Annotated in this window: 14 protein-coding genes; 10 read left to right on the top strand and 4 right to left on the bottom strand. The window is 69.0% G+C overall.

Annotation, left to right across the window (positions count from 1 at the left end):
• Positions 1–180: 180 nt before the first annotated feature.
• From CA234_RS21790 to CA234_RS21755, 8 genes are all read left to right on the top strand, one after another.
• Positions 181–2,514, top strand: coding sequence for a penicillin acylase family protein (locus tag CA234_RS21790; protein WP_126002744.1), 2,334 nt, complete (start codon positions 181–183; stop codon positions 2,512–2,514).
• Positions 2,511–4,097, top strand: coding sequence for an amidohydrolase family protein (locus CA234_RS21785; RefSeq protein WP_126002743.1), 1,587 nt, complete (start codon positions 2,511–2,513; stop codon positions 4,095–4,097). The genes CA234_RS21790 and CA234_RS21785 overlap by 4 nt, the downstream gene beginning before the upstream one ends.
• Positions 4,098–4,167: 70 nt before the next feature.
• Positions 4,168–5,214, top strand: coding sequence for an N-acetyltransferase DgcN (gene dgcN, locus CA234_RS21780; protein ID WP_126002742.1), 1,047 nt, complete (start codon positions 4,168–4,170; stop codon positions 5,212–5,214).
• Positions 5,172–6,170, top strand: a complete 999-nt coding sequence (gene dgcA, locus CA234_RS21775; protein WP_125977878.1) for an N-acetyl-D-Glu racemase DgcA — start codon at positions 5,172–5,174, stop codon at positions 6,168–6,170. The genes dgcN and dgcA overlap by 43 nt, the downstream gene beginning before the upstream one ends.
• Positions 6,161–7,411, top strand: a complete 1,251-nt coding sequence (locus CA234_RS21770; RefSeq protein ID WP_125977880.1) for a dicarboxylate/amino acid:cation symporter — start codon at positions 6,161–6,163, stop codon at positions 7,409–7,411. Before dgcA ends, CA234_RS21770 begins: the two co-directional genes overlap by 10 nt.
• A 24-nt stretch (positions 7,412–7,435) precedes the next feature.
• Positions 7,436–8,320 carry a LysR substrate-binding domain-containing protein gene (locus tag CA234_RS21765; RefSeq protein WP_125977882.1) on the top strand — a complete coding sequence of 295 codons (885 nt, stop codon included), beginning with the start codon at positions 7,436–7,438 and terminating at the stop codon, positions 8,318–8,320.
• The gene (gene dacB, locus CA234_RS21760) at positions 8,317–9,738 is read left to right on the top strand and encodes a D-alanyl-D-alanine carboxypeptidase/D-alanyl-D-alanine-endopeptidase (protein WP_125977884.1); all 1,422 of its coding nucleotides are present in this window, start codon (positions 8,317–8,319) and stop codon (positions 9,736–9,738) included. The genes CA234_RS21765 and dacB overlap by 4 nt, the downstream gene beginning before the upstream one ends.
• Positions 9,739–9,823: 85 nt before the next feature.
• Complete coding sequence (locus CA234_RS21755) at positions 9,824–11,920, top strand: alpha/beta fold hydrolase (RefSeq protein WP_126002741.1); 2,097 nt, start codon at positions 9,824–9,826, stop codon at positions 11,918–11,920.
• On the opposite strand, the gene CA234_RS24505 is transcribed toward CA234_RS21755, so the two are convergent.
• From CA234_RS24505 to CA234_RS21740, 4 genes are read right to left on the bottom strand one after another with little or no spacing between them, the layout of a single operon-like run.
• On the bottom strand, positions 11,909–12,052 hold the full coding sequence (locus CA234_RS24505; RefSeq protein WP_164521908.1) for a hypothetical protein: 144 nt from the start codon (positions 12,050–12,052) through the stop codon (positions 11,909–11,911). The two genes, CA234_RS21755 and CA234_RS24505, sit on opposite strands and share 12 nt — an antisense overlap.
• Positions 12,049–12,933 (bottom strand): BadF/BadG/BcrA/BcrD ATPase family protein, encoded by an 885-nt coding sequence (locus tag CA234_RS21750; RefSeq protein WP_125977888.1) that lies wholly within the window; start codon positions 12,931–12,933, stop codon positions 12,049–12,051. Before CA234_RS21750 ends, CA234_RS24505 begins: the two co-directional genes overlap by 4 nt.
• A 12-nt stretch (positions 12,934–12,945) precedes the next feature.
• Positions 12,946–14,010, bottom strand: coding sequence for a beta-N-acetylglucosaminidase domain-containing protein (locus CA234_RS21745; protein WP_125977890.1), 1,065 nt, complete (start codon positions 14,008–14,010; stop codon positions 12,946–12,948).
• Positions 14,001–15,344 (bottom strand): serine hydrolase, encoded by a 1,344-nt coding sequence (locus CA234_RS21740; RefSeq protein ID WP_241213632.1) that lies wholly within the window; start codon positions 15,342–15,344, stop codon positions 14,001–14,003. The genes CA234_RS21745 and CA234_RS21740 overlap by 10 nt, the downstream gene beginning before the upstream one ends.
• A 180-nt stretch (positions 15,345–15,524) precedes the next feature.
• On the opposite strand from CA234_RS21740, the gene CA234_RS21735 reads away from it, so the two are divergent.
• Positions 15,525–17,078: a sodium:solute symporter gene (locus tag CA234_RS21735; protein WP_126002740.1), complete on the top strand. Its 1,554-nt coding sequence runs from the start codon at positions 15,525–15,527 to the stop codon at positions 17,076–17,078.
• Positions 17,079–17,091: 13 nt separating this feature from the next.
• Entirely contained in the window at positions 17,092–17,976 is an 885-nt protein-coding gene (locus tag CA234_RS21730; protein WP_126002739.1) for an N-acetylmuramic acid 6-phosphate etherase, read from the top strand.
• Positions 17,977–18,756 lie beyond the last annotated feature (780 nt).

Raw genomic sequence — 18,756 nt, 5'->3', positions numbered from 1 at the left:
CGATGGTGCAGGGCGAAGGCGAAGCAGGTCAAGGCTCCCGCGACAATCGTTCGTTGGGTGTGCCATAGCCTTGGATTATGGTGCGATTGCACCCGCGCGCGGTCGCTTTATGCTCCCTGAACGCGCCACGCCTGCCCGTTCGAGGAGCGTGTCGCCGCGTGGCTTGCTCGAGGGGACATCATGGTCGATCGCCGCAGCTTCCTGTTCGGCGCCACCGCTTTCGGTGCAACGCTGCCGGTGCGTGCGATCGCGTGGCCGGGCGATACCTCCTCCTCGACGGTTGCCGGGCTTTCGCGAGCGATTGAGATTGTCGACGATCGCTGGGGGGTGCCGCACATCCGCGCAGCGACCAAGGTGGATGCGTTTTTCGGTCAGGGCTATGTCGTCGCGCGCGATCGGCTGTTTCAGATCGATTTCGGGCATCGCCGCGCCATGGGACGGATGGCGGAAGTGTTCGGTGCCGATTTCGCCGAACATGATGCGGCCGCGCGCCTCTTCCATTATCGCGGCGATCTCGATGCGGAGCTGGCGCAGGTCCCCCCGTCAGTGCTGGCGTGCGTGCGGGGCTATGTCGCCGGGATCAACGCGCGCATCGCGGAGGTGGAGCGGGATCCGACATTGTTGCCGCTGGAATACCGCATCCTAGGCGTGATGCCGCTGCGCTGGGACCTGCGCGACTTGGTGTTGGCAAGGGGCGGTTCGGTCGGCAATATCGACGACGAGATCCGCCGTGCGCGGCTCGCGGCAATGGGGTTGCTCGACCTTGACCGTCTGGTCGCACCGCTGCGCCCCGAAATCGCGATGGCGGTGCCCGAGGGACTGGACAGCGCCCAGGTGAGCGAGGCCGACATGGGCGTGCTCCGGCTGGGGGCGTTGCCGTTCGGGCGGGAGACCCCGACCCAGGACCCAGACGAGCTGCTGAGCGCCGCCAATGCGGGATCGAACGCCTGGACGGTGGCGCGCAGCCGCACCGCCACCGGCCGTCCGATCCTGGCCAATGACCCGCATCTCGGCATAGGTGGGTTCGGGCCGCGCCATGTCGCGCACCTCAGCGCCCCAGGCCTCGACGTGATCGGCGGTGGCGCGCCGGGGCTGGCGGGGATCATGCAGGGGCATACCGATCGCTTCGCCTTCGGCCGCACCAATTTCCACATCGACCAGGAAGACCTGTTCGTGCTGGAGCTCCACCCGGAGGACCCCGAGCGCTACCGCCATGACGGCGGCTGGAAACGCTTCACGCGCGTGGAGGTCGATATCGAGGTGAAGGGCGCCGCCCCGCACCGGGCGATATTGCGCTACGCTGCGCAGGGCCCTGTGATCGCGCATGATTTCGGTCGAAGGCGCGCCACGTCGCTGGCGTCGGTGGGGATGCAGCCGGGCGGGTCGGGCGCCTTTTCCATGGTGGCGATCAACCTTGCGCGCGATTGGGCCGGGCTGCGCGAGGCGTTCAAGCTGCACCCGTCGCCGACCAACTTCCATTATGCCGATGTTCGCGGCCATCACGGCCGGCAGGTGATCGGCTTCTGGCCGCAGCGCAAGCGCGGCAACGGGCTGCTGCCGGTACCGGGCGACGGCCGCTACGACTGGACAGGGATGCGCGACTTTCGCGCATTGCCGAGCGATTATGACCCCCCCGCAGGCTGGTTCGCCTCCGCCAATCAGAACAACCTGCCACGCAGCTGGCCGGTCGAGCGGAGCCCGGCCTTCTCGTTCCGCGACCCCGCGCGCTACGATCGCATCGCGCAGGTGCTGTCGACGCAGACGCGGCACAGCATCGCCGACAGCGTGGCGCTGCAGCACGACACGCTGTCGCTGCTCGCCCGGCGCTTCCAGGCGATGCTGCCCGTCCGGCCCTCGGCCGAGGCCGCTGCCGCCACCGCGATGCTGGCGCGCTGGGACGCGAGGATCGAAGGCGCGAGCAGCGCCGCGGCGTTGTACGAAATCGTGCTCCGCGCGCTGAACGCGCGGATGCTTGCCGCGCTGGTACCGGAGCGCGCCCGCGACCTGATCCCGGCGATAGAACCGCCCGAATTGCTGCGTGTCGCGGCGAGCCGCCCGGACCTGGTCGACGCCGCACTCGCCGCTGGCTGGGCAGACGCCGTGAAGTTGCTCGGCAGCGACCCAGCGACGTGGCGGTGGGACGCGCTGCACCGCGTGCGCATCACCCATCCGCTGGCGCGCATACCGGCGATCGCGGCGGCCTTCCCGCCGATCGAGGCTGGCGGATCGGGCGGGGACAGCTTCACGGTGATGGCGCGTTGGCTGGGAAACGGACCGGACTGGCGGGTCGGCGGTGGGGCCAGCTATCTGGAAGTCATCGACGTCGGCGACTGGGACCGTTCGGTCTTGCTCAACCTGCCGGGCCAGTCGAACGATCCGCGCTCACCCCATCGGCAGGACCAGGTTGCCCCCTGGGCCACCGGCACGATGCAGCCCATGCCGTTCAGCCGTGCCGCGGTCGACGCGGTGGCGGTAACTGTCACCCGTCTCCAACCCGATAGGAGCCCGCGATGAAGCGCCTTGTCCTGACCGCCCTTGTCTGGTGCGCCGCCACTGCGTCGAGCGTACCGCGCGTCGATGTCGTGATCCGCGGCGGCACCATCTATACGGGCGCGGAGGCGCCGCCCTTCGTCGGCGACGTCGAGCTCGAAGGCGATAGGATCGTCTATGTCGGACGCGCGCGCGGCACGGCCGCGGCCAAGGTAATCGATGCGCGCGGGATGATCGTCGCACCCGGCCTGATCGACGCCCATACCCATCCGGATAGCTATATCCGCTCATCGGATCCGAAGGCCCGGCTCAATCTGCCGTGGCTGGCACAAGGCGTTTCGACGGTGGTCATCGGTGTCGACGGCTACGGGACGTTCGAGGTGTCCAAGGATTCACACGCGCTGGAGGCGAGCGGCATCGGCACAAACATCGTGCCGTTCGTCGGCTTCGGGTCGATCCGTCAGCACGTGCTCGGCCAGGATGCCCGCGCGCCGACATCGGCGGAGCTGTCGGAGGAGAAGCGCCTGGCGGCAGCCGCGATGTGCGAAGGGGCCTATGGCCTCTCGACCGGATTGTTCTACCCGCCGCAGAGCTTCGCCAAGACCGAGGAAGTGGCCGCGGTCGCCGGCGAGGCGGGCAAGCGCGGTGGCATGTACGACACCCACCAGCGCGACGAATCCAACTATGCCATCGGGCTGCTCGCCTCGACCCGCGAAGCGATCGAGATCGGTCGCATTGCCGGCACCCCGGTCCATTTCGCGCATCTGAAGGCGCTGGGGGTTCCCGTGCAGGGGCAGGCGCCGGCGCTGATCGCCACGATCGAGGCGGCGCGCCGCGCCGGCCAGATCGTGACTGCCGACCAATATCCCTGGCTCGCCTCGGGCTCGAGCGTCGATGCCGCGCTGGTGCCGAGTTGGGCAATGGACGGCGGGTATGCCAAGCTGCTCGCGCGGTTCGACGATCCGCCGACGCTGGTGCGGCTGAAGACCGAGATGGCGGAAAATCTGCGTCGCCGCGGCGGCGCGGAGTCGCTGCTGCTGACCGCGCAGGGGCAGCCCTGGAGCGGCAAGACGCTGGCGCAGATCGCCACCCAGTGGCAGCTTTCGCCGATCGATGCGGCGATCCGGATCCTGCGCACGCCCGATGCGGCGGGCACCGGCCCGGCGGGCACCGACGTCGCCAGCTTCAACATGATCGACCGCGATGTCGACCTGATCATGAAGCAGCGCTGGGTGGTGACCTCGTCGGACGGATCGAACGGCCATCCGCGCCAATATGCGACCTTCCCGCGGCTCTATCGCACCTATGTCCGCGATCGGAAGGTGATCGGCCTCGGTCAGTTCATCCGCCGCTCGACGGGCGCGACGGCCGACATGTACCAGATCCCGCAGCGCGGCTATCTGCGGCGGGGCTATTATGCCGATGTCGTGGTGCTGGATCCCAAACGCTACGCACCGCGCGCCGATTACCTGCATCCGCGCGTCACCAGCGTGGGCGTCGCGGCGCTGTTCGTCAACGGGCGGCTGGCGCTGTCTGACGGCGCGGCGACGGGGATCGCCGCAGGGCGGGCGCTGCTGCGGCCCCGGCCCGCGGGCTGCGGCCAATAGCCGCGCGTTATAGGCGGTGGTGCGAGCGCGATTGGCGGCGCGCGCACCGCCGCTCCATCATGTCCGCATCATGACCATTCCCGCTCCCTACCTGCTCTATCTCGGCCATTCCGATGACGAGATCGGCCTCAAGACCTCACGCGGCCTGGCCGCTTTCCGCCAGCACGATTGCGTGGGCGAGTGGCGGCATGACGATTGCCCCTTCACCCTCGGCCTGCCGCGGATGGACGCTGCGGCCGGTTATGCCGCCGGTGCACGGACGCTGGTGCTGGGCATCGCCAACCCCGGGGGACGCTTCCCCGACTGGTTGATCGGCGATGCGCTGACCGCCATCCGTGCCGGCCTGAACCTCGCCTGCGGCCTGCACCAGCGGCTGTGCGACGTGCCCGAGCTGGTCGCGGCGGCAGCGGCGGCGGGCGTTTCCCTGTTCGACGTGCGCGACGCGCCCGAGACCCTGCCGGTCGGGAATGGACGCCGGCGTCCCGGCAACCGCCTGCTGACCGTCGGCACCGATTGCTCGGTCGGCAAGATGTACGCGACCTTGTGCCTGAGAGATGCGCTGCGCGCGCGGGGCATCGCGGCGGATTTCCGGGCAACCGGCCAGACCGGCATCCTGATCGCCGGCGAGGGCGTGCCGCTCGACGCGGTGATCGCGGACTTCATCGCCGGCGCGATCGAGACGCTGGCGCCGGCGCGCGACGATGATGGCTGGGACCTCATCGAAGGCCAGGGTTCGTTGTTCCATCCGGCATTTGCGGGGGTCTCGACGGGACTGCTCCACGGGGCGCAGCCGACCGCGCTCGTGCTCTGCCACGATCCGCTGCGGCCGCACATGCGGGGCTTGCCGCATTATTCGATGCCGGGTCTGGCCGAGTGCCTGGAGGCCAATCTCCGTGTTGCCAGGCTGACCAGCCCGGACGTGCGCGCCGTGGGCATCGCGCTCAACACCGCCAAGCTGGACGAGGCGTCCGCGCGACGTCTCTGCGCCGAGACCGCGGACGCGCTGGGCTTGCCCTGCACCGACCCCTATCGCTTCGGCGCCGAGCCGATCATCGACCTGTTGCTGGAGCCTGCATGCGCCGCATCCTCGCCGTTCGCCACGACCGCTTCCCGCTGAGGACCCCGTTTCGCATCGCGCGGGGGGTGAAGACCGCCGCCGATGTGGTGACGGTGACGATCGAGGAAAGTGGCGTGCAAGGCTGGGGCGAGGGCGTGCCCTATCCGCGCTATGGCGAGACGATCGAGGGCGCGATCGCCGAGATCGAAGGGGTGCGCGGGCTCATCGAGGGCGGCGGGACGCGCGCGGACCTCGCTGCGGCGATGCGGGCGGGCGCCGCGCGCAACGCGGTCGATTGCGCGCTCTGGGACCTGGAGGCCAGGCTGGCGAAGACAAGCGTTGCCGCGCTTGCCGGTGTCGCGCCGGTCGGGGCGCTTGCATCGGCGATCACCATCGGCATCGACACGCCTGCGGCGATGGTCGCCGCTGCGCGCGCCGCCGCGACGGTGCCACTGCTCAAGATCAAGGTGGATCGCGCCGGGGCGGCTGAGCAGATCGCCGCCGTCCGCGCCGTCGCGCCCGCGCCGCGGCTGATCGTCGATCCCAATGAAAGCTGGCGGGTGGAGGATCTTGCCGATCGCCTGGCGATGCTGCGCGCGCACCGCGTCGACCTGCTCGAACAGCCGGTGCCGGCAGGCGAAGACCCCGGGCTGGGTGCCCTGGCCGGTGCGATCCCGATCTGCGCAGACGAGGCGCTGCATACCCGCGCCGATCTGGACCGGCTTGCCGGGCGGTACAGCCATGTCAACGTCAAGCTCGACAAGACCGGCGGCTTGACCGAAGCTCTCGCACTGGCGGCAGAGGCGAAGGCACGAGGGTTCGGCGTGATGGTGGGGTGCATGGTGTGTTCGTCGCTGGGAATTGCGCCGGCGATGTTGGTGGCGGGAGACGCGGCGTTCGTTGACCTCGATGGTCCGCTCTGGCTCGCGCAGGACCGGCCCCGCGGCGCGCGCGACGACGGCGGCATCCTGAAAGCGCCCGAGCCCGGCTTCTGGGGAACGCCCGCTTGCGCCTGATCCGTCGATGGTTCGCGATACCCTTGTGGCAGCGGGTGGTCGGCGGGTTGCTGCTGGGCCTGGCGCTGGGACTGTTGTGGCCCGAGGCCGCCGGCGCGATCCGGCTGGTCGGCGAACTGTTCGTCCGGCTGATCAAGATGCTGGTGGTCCCCGTGGTGCTGATCACCATCGCGGCAGGGATCGCCACGCTGGGCGATCCACGCCGTCTGGGGTCGATCGGCTTGCGGACGGTAGGCCTGTTCGCGGCCACCACCCTCGTCGCCGTCTCGATCGGCATGGCCATCGGGCTGGCGCTGCGGCCTGGCGCAGGCATGTCGCTGGGCGGGGTGGTGCCGCATCCGCTGGGGCCGCCGGTCACGCCGGCGGACCAGCTGCTGTCGATCGTGCCGCTCAACATTGTTGAGGCGCTGGCGAAGGGCGACATGCTCGCGATCATCTTCGTGGCGGTGCTGCTCGGCACCGGCAGCGTGATGGCCGGCGAGGCAGGGAAACCGGTCGTTGCGCTGCTGCAGGGCCTGTCGACGGTATTGCTGCATATCGTTCGCGCGGTGATGGAACTGACGCCCTTCGGCGTGCTGGCGCTGATCGCCCAGGCGGTGGCGGTGAACGGAGCGGCGGTCTTCGTCCATGTCGGCTGGCTGGCGCTGGCGGTGGTGCTCGCCTCGCTGGTCCAGATGCTGGTCGTTCATGCCGCGTTGATCGGGCTGGTCGCGCGGCTGCCGGTGATCCGATTCTTCCGTGGCATCGCAGACGCGCTGATCGTCGCCTTCTCCACCGCCTCCTCCTCGGCGACGCTGCCGGTCGCGCTGCGGGTTGCGCAGGATAATCTGGGGATATCGCGCGGTGTCGCCTCCACGGTGCTGCCGCTCGGCGCGTCGATCGGCAAGGACGGCACGGCGATGTATGTCGGGCTGCTCGGCCAGTTCGCGTTGCAGGCACTGGGCATCGTGTCGGACACGACGATGCTGGTGACCATGCTGCTGACCGGCGCGCTGGCGGCGTTCGGCACCGCACCGGTGCCTTCCGCTTCGCTGTTCATGCTGGCGGCGATGCTCTCGGCCATCGGCGTGGGGGCGGAGCAGACCGCGCTGGTGGTGGGGCTGGTATTGCCGTTCGATCGTCTGCTCGACATGACCCGGACTGTGCCGTCCGCCTCCGCCAACCTGGCAGTGGCGACGCTGGTCGCCCGGGGTGAAGGAGAACTGGACGCCGTGCGCTTTCGCGGGCCGGTGGTCGAATAGAGGCGGGGGCGCTAGGCTGCATCCATGAACCTGCGCCACATCGAGATTTTCCACGCCGTATATGTGAACGGGTCGGTTTCCGCGGCCGCCCGCGCGCTCAACGTCTCGCAGCCTTCGGTGTCCAAGACGCTCCGCCATGCCGAGAGCCTGCTCGGCTTCGAATTGTTCCAGCGCTCCAACGGGCGATTGCTGCCGACCGAGGATGCGCATGCGCTGTTCGCCGATGTGGCCGATATTCAGGACCGGGTCCGTGCGCTGCGCGAGGCGGGGCGGAACCTGCGGATCGGGGCGGGAACGACGCTGCGCATCTCGGCGCTGCCCAGCCTCGGCCTCGGCGTGCTGCCGGACGCGGTATCGCGCTTCCTGGCGCGACGGCCCAATGTCCGCTTCGATCTCCAGACGGTGCATCACGACGATCTGCTCCGCAAACTCTATGAGCGGGAAAGCGATATCGCCATCGCCAGCGAGCCGCCGCGCGGGGTGGCGCTCACCCATAGCTGGCTGGGCGAGGGCGAGTTGGTGGTCCTGTACCGCGAGCGCGACATGCCGGGCGCACCGCCACGACTGGAATTGTCGCAGCTCGTCGGGCGGCCGCTGATCTCGCTCAAAGGGAGTGGGCCGATCGGCAAGCTGCTGTCCGAGGAGATCGACCGCCTCGGGCTTGTGCTCGACGAAGTGGTGGTGGCGCGAACCTTCTACATCGCGGCGGCACTGGTGCGCGCGGGGGTGGGGCTGGCGATCGTCGACAATTTTACGGCGGCGGCGTCGATGGTGCCGGGCCTGGCCATGCGGCCCCTGCGCCCGTCCGTCACGTTCGACGTCCATGCCATCCATCTGCTCGATCGGCCGCCCTCGGCGCTCGCCGCCGAGTTCCTGACCCTGCTGAGCGAGGAGATCGAGCGGCGATGATGTGGAGCCTGATGCTGCCCCTGTTGCTGGCCGGTGCGCCGGCCGATGCGCCGCTGCCGCCGGCCGTCGCGGAAGCGCTGGCAAAGGCGCCGCCGGGCACGCGGATCGGGCTCGTCGTGGTGGATGCCGCCGGCCGCGAGATCGTCGCGCTACGGCCGGACGAGCGCTTCGTTCCCGCCTCGAACACCAAGCTGTTCACCACCGCTGCCGCCTTCGCGACGCTGGACGTGGCGGCGCCGGACGGTGCGGGGGGCGCGACGGTACGGCTTGAGGGACGCGGTACGCCGACGGTGGTCCTGGCGGGTCACGGCGATGCCCGCCTCTCTTCGGCGCCCGATTGTCGCGTCGACTGCCTGGCCGATCTGGCTGCGGCGGTCGCCCGGCGGACGCGGGCGGTGCGCGACGTGGTCGGCGACGACAGCGCCTTTCCGGACGAGCGCTGGCCGCTGGGGATGAGCTGGAACAACATGGAAGGCGTGTATGGCACCGGCATTTCGGCGCTGACGCTGGACGACAATGTCGTGACGCTGACGGTCCGCCCGGCCGCGGAGGGAACGGCGCCGGGGATAACCAGCGACGGCTATTACCGGATCGAGAATGTCGCGACGACCGGTGCGGGCGGCAGCCCGAAAACGCTTACGGTGGAGCGCATGCCCGGCAGCGACCTGCTGCGGCTGACCGGCAGCATCGCGGCCGGAACTTCGCCGGTGGTGCTGGCCATGGGCGTGGAAGATCCGGCACACCGCGCGGCGTGGCGCTTTGCGCAGCTGTTGCGGGCGGCGGGCGTACGGGTGGCGGGGCACGTCACCGTGCGTCACCGACCCTTGGCGCACGCGGAAGATCCTGCACTAAGCGGAGCGATACCCGCGGCAGCGGTGCCTGCGCCCGCGCTGGAACGCCTCACGCCGCCGCCGCTCGCCGAAGATCTGCGGCTGACCAACAAGACGAGCCAGAACCTCCATGCCGAGCTGCTGCTGCGCCGGCTCGGGTCGAGCGGCGCGGTTGCGGACGGCCATGCCGTGGTGGATGCGCTGCTGGCGCGTGCCGGCATCGCTCGTACCAGCTATGATTTCGCCGATGGCGCCGGCATGTCGAGCTACAACCGAGTGACCCCGCGCGCGACGGTGGCGTTGCTGCGCTGGGCGGAGACACAGCCCTGGGGGGCGGCGTGGCGCGCCACCTTTCCCGTAGCTGCGACCGACGGGACGCTTGCCCGGCGGTTCGTCGGTACGCCGCTGGCCGGACGCCTCTGGGCGAAGACCGGCACGCTCAACGCCGCCAACGCGCTGGCAGGACAGATGAGGACCGCGAGCGGGCGGACGCTGACCTTTGCGGCCTATGCCAACGACATGCCCGGCGGAGCGAGCGCGACGGCGGTGATCGACGCGGCGCTCGTCGCGATCGCGGCGGCCTATTGAGCCGGTGCCCGCATAACCCGGCGATAGGCGAGCCATAGCCTCCAGGCATCTGGCCGCTGCGGCATCCTCCGCGCATAGTTCGGGCATGTCGAGATGCCATGGTCCCCTTCGCCGCTTCCTCCGATCCGCGCTGCTGATCGGGCCAGCGCTGCTCGTCATGGGGGCGGCGGCCCCGTCGCGGCCCGATCATCGCCCGGCGATCGCGCGATTGCTGGCGCTGCCGATGGCGGTGGGGCTGACCGGGGCACGCGATCGGCCGGTGTTCGCCTGGGTCGAGCTCCGCGCCGGTGTCCGCAACATCTGGCTTTTGCCTGCCCCTGGACAGTCGCCGCGTCGCCTGACCGACCGCACTATCGATGACGGCGTGGATCTGCACAGCCTGGCGCTCAACCGTGACGGCACGCGGATCGCTTGGACCCAGGGGGGCGATGCCGAGTTCCCCGATCTGCCGCCGCCTAACAGCGGCCATGCAGCGAGGGGCGGCAGCCAGAGCGTCTGGGTGCGCGCCACCGCCACCGGCGGGGCAGCGCGGTCGCTGGGGGAGGGCCATGCGCCGGTGTTCTCGCCCGATGGCGAGCGCGTGGCCTTTGTTGTAGGCGGCACGCTGCTGCTGGCATCGGCGGCGGACGGGCCCGCGGCGAAGCTCGCGCAATTGCCCGGCAAGATCGAGGATCTGTCCTGGGCGCCGGACGGCAAGCGCCTGCTCTTCGTCAGCCGACGCGGCGATCACGGATTGATCGCACTGTTCGACCTCGCCGACGGCACGCTCAGCTATCCCGATCCGGGGATGACACAGGATGTCTCGCCGATCTTCTCGCCAGACGGCGCTTCGATCGCCTTCATCCGCACCGTCACGCCGCCCTTCGGCGCCACCGGCACCGAAGCATCCTATTGGAGCATACGGATTGTCGATCTCGCGACGGGCCTGGCGCGGACCGCCTGGCGCGCGGGGGCGGGGGCAGGTGGCGACTATTACGGCACCCGTACCGCCAATCTGCTCTGGAGCGCGGACGATCGGCTGCTCTTTCCCTCCGAAGCGAGCGGCTGGGTGCATGTGCTGGCGGTCCCGGCGCGGGGCGGCACGGCCATCGACCTTACGCCGGGCGAGGCCGAGGTCGAGAATTTCACGTTGTCCGTCGACCGCCGCACGCTGATCTATGCCGGCAACCAGGGCGATCTGGAACGACGGCATGTCTGGCAGCAGCCGCTCGCCGGGGGACGCGCGCGGCAATGGACGCCTGGCGACGGGATCGAGGGGTTCCCGACCGTTGCTGGCAACGCCCTGGCGGTGGTGGTGAGCGACGTTCGCCGCCCGCCGCATGTCGCGCTGGTCGCGGGGGCGGGCGTGGTGACGCCGTTGGGAGCGTACAGCGATCCCGCCGAGACCCGCGATTTCGTCGCGCCCCAGCCGGTGCGTTTCACGGCCGAGGACGGCGTGACCGTCCACGCCACCCTGTTCCGCGCGCGTCGTGGGGGCAACGGGCAGCATCCGGCGCTGATCTTCCTCCACGGCGGTCCGCGGCGCCAGATGCTGCCGGCATTCCACCTCATGCCCTATTACGCCAGTGCCTATCTGCTCAACCAGCACCTCGCCATGGATGGCTTCGACGTGCTGGCGATCAACTATCGCAGCGGCACGGGCTATGGCCGCGCCTTCCGCGAGGCTGCGGAAACCGGGCGGGAAGGCGCCAGCGAGTATCGCGACGTGCTGGCTGCCGCGCGCTGGCTGGCCGCGCGGAGGGATATCGACCCGCATCGGATCGGGCTGTGGGGCGGCAGCTGGGGCGGATATCTGACCGCGCTGGGGCTGGCGCGTGACAGCGCGATGTTTGCCGCCGGCGTCGATCTCCACGGCGTCCACGATCTGGTCCGCGCGCCGCCGCCGATGCTGCCGCCCGCCGAGCAGGACCGCTGGCGCGCGATGGCCTGGCAATCCTCGCCGGCAGCAGCGATCGATCGCTGGCGATCGCCGGTGCTGCTCGTCCATGGCGATGATGATCGCAACGTCGATTTCGCCCAATCGGTGCGGCTGGCGGCGGCGCTGACTGCCCGGGGCGTGCCGCTGGAGACGCTGATGCTGCCCGACGAGCGGCACGAATTCTTCCGCTATCAAAGCTGGGTGCAGGCCTATGCCGCGACCGACGGCTTCCTCGATCGCACGCTTGGCGGCTCAGCCCCGTAACAGCGCAAGGGCGTTGGAGGCGAGCAGGGGCGGCGAAGGCGGCGACGGCTGCAGCGCCTTCGCGGTGGCCTTGGCTTGGGGGGACAAGGCGGCGATGCCGGCGCCGACCAGGAACTGGCGACGTTCGATCATGGCTGGTTCTCCGCTGGCCGGGCGGGCAGGCCCGCCAGATAGAGTGCGCCGCTCAGCGCGTCGCCCAGGGGTTCGCTGAGCCGCGCCACGGTGCGGGCACGCAGCCATGGTCGCATCTTGGCCGAGAGGCCGCCGAGCAGCGCGCAGCGTGCGGCGCCGCGTTCGAAGATCGTCTCGATGAAGCGCTCGATATGGCCGACCGCGTCCTCGACGATCGAGCGGGCGATGGCGTCGTCGGCTTCGGCATGGTCCATCACCAGCGGCGCGAAGCTGCCATAGTCGCGCGGGGTGGCCTGATCCATCCACGCGACGGCGCGCGCGGTATCGTGGCCGAAGCGCTCGGTAACGGCGGTGCTGAGCGGCGTCGCGCGGCTCCGGCCATCCAGGGCACGCAGCGCGTGGCGCATCGCGCTCAGCCCCAGTGCGGCACCGCTGCCTTCGTCCGAAATCGGGAAGCCATAGCCGCCGATCCGGAAATTCTGCCCGCGCACCCGCACCTGCGCAACGCTGCCGGTGCCGATGATCAAGACCGCGCCGTCCCCGCCGCCATGCGCGCCCAGATTGGCAATGGCGGCATCGGTATCGAACACCGTCGACGCGAAGGGGAAGGCGAGGTCGTCCAGCGCGGCGCGGACACCCGGCCGCGAGATGCCGGCGATGCCCATCGCGGCGCGGATGCCCGCGACCTGCGCCGCGTCGAGCCCCGCCGTGCCGATTGCCCGCTCGGTCACCTCCCGCAGCGTGGCATAGAGTGCGGCTAGTCCCAGCCCGGCATTGGCGGGACCGGCCTGGGCGGTAGCAAGCACCCGGCCGGTGGCATCTACCAGGCGGCAGCGGCAGTTGCTGCCGCCCGCATCCACGCCGAGGAAGAATTGCGTCATCCCGATCCTCCGCTACTGCGTCTGCACTTCTTCCAGCGTCGTCCGGAAGCGGCCGTCCAGCCAGGCAGTGATCTCGCGTGCCGCCGGATGGTCGATCGCCCCGTAGCGCTCGCGCAGCTCGGCGAAGCGCGGGCCGAGACTGTCGAGGCCGGTGTCCTGCAGGGGCAGGATGTCGCGCCGGAGCACCGTCGCCAATTCGCTGCCGAGCACGGTGGTGGCAGCTTCGAGGAACGCCGCGCCATAGGCATAGCGGCTGCCCTCGCGGTAGCTGGCTGCGAGCGTCAGCGCCGGAATACAGGACAGGATCGGCTGCGAGGCGGGGTTGATCGCGTGACCGCTGAGGTGACGGCGGATCGCGGCGGGCCGGCCGGTAAAGGCGCGAAGGTGCAGGAATTGCGACATGCGCACGCCGTCATTGACCGGATAATTGTCCCACAGGCACACCTTGCGGCCGAGTTCCTCCTGCACGCGCCTGAGGTGGGCGACGCCGATTTCGCGCGACACGACTTCCTCGCCCGTCCAGTAGACGCGCACCTGGCGATCCAGATAGCGCCCAAGGTCCGGCAGATATGCCGGTGGCCGCTTGCCCCAGGCGCGCTCGAGAATGGGGTCGTCCGAATAGAAGCTGGGACAGAAGAACACCTGGCCGGCGCGGCTGTTATTCGCGCAGAAATCGACCAGTTCGGCCTGCCCGCGGGCCAGATCGGGCAACTCGGCGGGGAGGTCGTCGAACAGGATGGCGAGGTCGTCGATCCCCAGCGCATCGAGCTGCCGGAGCTTCTGCTTCAGCGCGGCACGCGATTCGTCGCCGAACGGGTGGGTGCTTCCCACCGGGGTGAGCGCCACGCCGAAGCGGACGTTGCGCGCCCTGCATTCGGCGGCGAAAGCAGCCAGTGCGGCGAACTGCTCGGGCGGGTGCGGCTCGCGCCAGCGGCGGCGCAGGAACGGGTCCGCCTTGGGGCCATAATGGTAGAAGCGATAGCCGGCGCCCGCCAAGGTGCGCAGGACGGTGGTGCGGTCCGGCCAGCTCCAGGGCTTGCCGAAAAAGCCCTCGATAACGCCCAGATTTACCGCCATGCCTGCCCCTTCCCGTGCTCGACGCCTTCCCGCGTCACCGCGTCCACGGCCCCCCGCAACACTACCTCCCGCAGCGCATCCAGCGCGGGATAGGCTTCGCGGTCCGGCCGGTGCAGCCGATTGGTGAGCAAGACCACCGTCAGGCCCAGGTCCGGGGAGAAGGCGAACCAGGTGCCGGTGAAGCCCGAATGGCCGTAAAAGGGCGCGGCGATCCCGCTGAGCCGCGTCTTGTGGAAGCCCAGGGCCTGGTCGGGATCAAAGGGGGCCTGCTCGAAGGCGGCGATCGTCTCGGCAGGCGCGAGCCGCCAGCGCCCGTAGCAGCCACCGTTCAGCAAGGCCTGCGCATAGCGGGCGAGGTCGGTCGCGGTCGAGAACAGCCCGGCATGGCCCGCTACGCCGCCCCAGCCAAGCCAGGCGTTCGCGTCGTTCGCCTCGCCGACCAGCATGGTGCTGCGATATGCGGAAAAGGGCTGGGCGGCGGGGAAGGGCGCGGCCGGGTAGGGCTTGCCGGTCTCCGCCATGCGCCGCTGATACCCATCCCCCTGCGACGTCGCCGCGGCGCGCCGACGCAGCGCCGGTGCGGGCAGGAAGCCGGTGTCGACCATATCGAGCGGGCGGTAGATCTGCTCGCGGACATAGCGGTCCAAGGGCATCCCGGCGGCCTTGCCGACGATCGCGCCGAGCAGCATGAAGCCGAGATCGGAATAGGCGAAGCGCGTTTCCACCGGATAGCGCCGCGGCAGCGCCGCCAGATAGGGCAGCACCCGGCCCGATGCGTCGCGGTGCAGCCAGGTCGGCTGCCATTCCCAGAGGCCGGCCCGGTGCGTGAGCAACTGGCGCACCGTGACGTCTGCCTTGTCGGTGGTCCGGAACTCCGGCAACAGCGCGCCGAGGCGATCGTCGAGCGACAGCCTGCCGGTGCCGACGAGGTGCAGGACCGCGGCCGTGGTCGCCTCGATCTTGGTGATCGACGCCATGTCGAAGAGCGTGTCGACGGTCATCGCCCGCGGCGTCGCCAGCGTCCGCAACCCGCCGTCGGGCGTCGATGCCAGCGTCTGGGCGGCGCCGAATGCCGCGCGATGCACGATCCGCCCCCGGGCCGCGACCAGGAGCACGGCGCCAGGATAGAGCGCGCCGACGCCCTTCTGCACCGCCTCGTCCAGATGCACGAAGCGGATGTCTTGAGGCCCGGAGGAGGGCTCTTGCAGCGTGGGGCAGGCAGGCGCCGCGCGTGCCGGTGCCGGGATCGGCGCAAGCGCGGCCGCGCATGCGACCAGCCACGCCGTCGCGAGACGCGCGGGGAAATGGTCCTTGCACCGCCTGCGGATCTTCAAGCCCTCCATCCTCCCAGCCATAGCATGGAGCCGGGTGGCTACCCATTCCACCATGGCGGGCTGCCATAACGGTCGGCCATGGGCCACGCTTTACAGGGCTCGGATGGATGTGCGACCCGTCGTGGCATGCGGAGGCCGCTGGGCCGGCGGATACACCCTTCAGCGTGGGTTGCGACGACGATGGCTCTCTCCTTCACCCTTGCGGACTGGATCGTGATCGCGGCCTATTTCGCGGTGCTGCTGATCGGCGGCTGGGCGTTCATGCCGCGCCGGACCGAAAATGCGCGCGAGTATTTCCTCGCCGGCGGCACCGTTCCCGCTTGGCTTGCCGCGGTGTCGGTCCTGTCCGCGACCCAGTCCGCAGCGACCTTTCTCGGTGCGCCCGATTATGGCTACAGGGGGGATTACAGCTATCTCGGCTCCAATCTGGGCGTATTGCTCGGGGCGATCTTCGTCGCGCGCGTGCTGATCCCGCGCTTCTATGCCGCGCGGGTGACGACCGCCTATGAACTGCTCACCCGGCGCTTCAGCATGCGTGCGACCCGTTGGGCCGGCGGCATGTTCCTGGTCGGACGCATCTTCGCGGGTGGCGCGCGCATCTATCTCGCCGCGATCGCCATCGCGATGGTCGCGACGATGACGGTGAGCGCGACGAGCATCCTGTGCGCGGCCGCCGCACTGGTCGCCGCCAGCTTCCTGTTCACCTTCGTCGGAGGGCTCCGCTCGGTCCTGTGGAACGACCTCGTGCAGTTCGTCATCTATCTGGGGTCGGCGATCGCGGTGCTGGTGTTCCTGCGGCTGTCCATCCCCGCCTCCAATGCCGAGATCCTGCAGGGCCTGGCGTATACGCCGGAGGGGATCAACAAGCTGCGCCTGTTCGACCTCTCGACAAGCCTGGACAGGCCCTTCTCGCTGCTCGCCATCGTCACCGGGGTGACGCTGCTGCACACCGCCTCAGCGGGGATGGACCAGGACATGACGCAGCGGCTGCTCGCCTGCCGCGATGCGCGCACCGGCGCGCGCGGCCTGTATCTGTCCGTGCTGGCGACCGTCCCGGTGGTGGCGCTGTTCGTCACCATCGGCCTGCTGCTCTATGTGTTCTACGATCGGCCCGATCTGATGCGCGGCGCCACGGCGCAGGCCGGCCAGCAGTTCGGCGGCGAGAAGATCAGCATCTTCATGCACTACATCCTTACCGAAGTACCGCCCGGGCTGCGCGGGCTGGTCACCGTGGGCATCACCGCGGCGGCGGTGGCGACGACCAATTCGGCGCTCAACGCCATGTCATCGGTGTTGATCCAGGACTTTTATCGTCCCTGGCGCGAGGCGCAGCGCGGCGCGTCGGACCGTCACTACGTCATCGCCGGGCGCGTGGGCATGGGGCTGATCGGGCTGGCCATGCTGACGATGGCGGTGGCATCCTATTTCTGGCAGCACCATTCGAACATGGGGCTGCTGGAATTCGCGTTGCAGGTGATGGTGTTTGCCTATGCCGGGCTGCTCGGAGTCTATTTTGCCGCCGTGTTCACCGCGCGCGGGACGACGGGCTCGGTGATTGCCGCATTGCTTGCCGGCTTCGTCGTGGTCTCGCTGCTCCAGCCCGCGATCGCCCGCGCGGCCGGACTCCCGGCGGCGCTGACGGGCCTCGCGTTCCCCTTCCAGCTCTGCATCGGCACGCTTGTCGCGTTCCTCGTGTGCATCGCATCCCCTTCTCCCACCGCCGTCGCCTCCTGAAGGACGCAGCGCCATGGCAACCGAAGCGATCGATCCCCGCTATCAAGACCTCGACCAATGGCCGACCGCGATTGCGGTGGAGGCGATGGTCGAAGGCCAACTGGCGGCAATTGCCAGCCTGCGGAGCCTGGCCACCCCCATCGCCGAGGCGGCGGAGGCGGCGGCACGGCGGCTCGGGGAGACGGGGCGTCTGGTCTATGTCGGCGCCGGCACCTCCGGGCGGATCGCGGTGCAGGACGGCGTCGAGCTGTATCCGACCTTCAACTGGCCGCGCGCGCGGGTGGCATTCCTCATGGCCGGGGGCATGCGCGCGCTCACCGAAGCGGCCGAGGGTGCCGAAGACGATGCCGAGGCGGGTGCGCGGGCGATCGACGATGCCGGGCTGCAGGCAGCGGACGTGGTGTTCGGCCTGGCGGCGAGCGGCCGCACGCCCTTCACCGTCGCGGCGATACGCGCGGCGCGGGCGGCGGGCGCGCTGACGATCGGCATCGCCAACAATCCGGCGACGCCCCTGCTGGCGGCGGCAGAGCATCCCATCGCCGCGGATACGGGAGCGGAGATCGTCGCCGGTTCCACCAGGATGAAGGCGGGCACCGCGCAAAAGGCGATACTGAATCTTCTGTCGACCGCGATCATGCTGCGGAAGGGGTTGGTCTATCGCGGGCGGATGGTGAACATGCGCGTCTCGAATGCGAAGTTGCTGGTGCGCGGTCAGCGCATGGTAGCGGACTTAGCCGATACCGACATGGATACTGCCGACGCGGCGCTTGCCCGCGCCCACGGCGATATCAAACTCGGTGTTCTTGTTGCCTTGGGCATGAGTCTGGCCCAGGCGAGAGCCCTCTTGACAGTGAATGACATGAACCTTCGCGCGGCGCTCCAAGCACTTTGTAAATAATGACGACGGCATGGCGTTCTACGCAAATTCAAAATTTCTCGAATCAAATATTGCTACTCTAGATGCATTGATCATATGGGCGCGCAACGCAGAACGATAGCTCGATGCTTCAGCCGGAGCGGTGAGACGTGCAAGTATCCGAAGGTGACTTCATTGGCGATCGTGCGCACCCAATTTGTGACCCTGCGGTTGCCTTTAAATAACCTCAAGGTATTGGTAATGAAATAGAAGTTATCTGCAATAATTCTCTGGTAACACCAGAAGTGCCGTCAGTTCTCGGCTCCGTTTTGTCTCGATGAGCGAGGAAGGGGTCAAGGTTTCAGACAGGAACCAAGAGGCAAGCTCAAGAATCGTCGCGAGGGGGGGGTAGGAATCTCCGTCGAATTGACTATGCCGCGCTGAACTTCGGTTCGCGGCTGCTCCCGACCAACGTGCGCCGTTCGCCGATCGGTCCTCGCACGGCAGATCCCGCCAGAGACAGCCATTCGCCCAGCTGCAGCCTCCGACAGCAGTGTGCTCACCAATGTGGTCATTAGTCAGGGTTGCCCGTCCCCGAACGCAGACGTTAGAGGTAACCGGCGCAACGTATATGGTCTCTGCCCAACTGTCCCCAAAAGGTAGGTCGTGGAATGTTATGCGCATGTTTGCCGGGGTGAACCGCGCCGGGTTTGCCGGAGGCCATTAGATGTGAGTCACGCCGCCATAACGATCTGCTCAGCGGCAGCATAGTAGTTCGCTTCGGCTTCGGCAGGCGGGATGTTGCCGATGGGCTCGAGGAGC

It is taken from the genome of Sphingomonas sp. ABOLE (assembly GCF_003950455.1).
Taxonomy (GTDB): Bacteria; Pseudomonadota; Alphaproteobacteria; order Sphingomonadales; family Sphingomonadaceae; genus Sphingomonas; species Sphingomonas trueperi.
The sequence above is the reverse complement of the archived record's forward strand: the minus strand, read 5'-3'. Positions and strand labels throughout refer to the sequence as shown.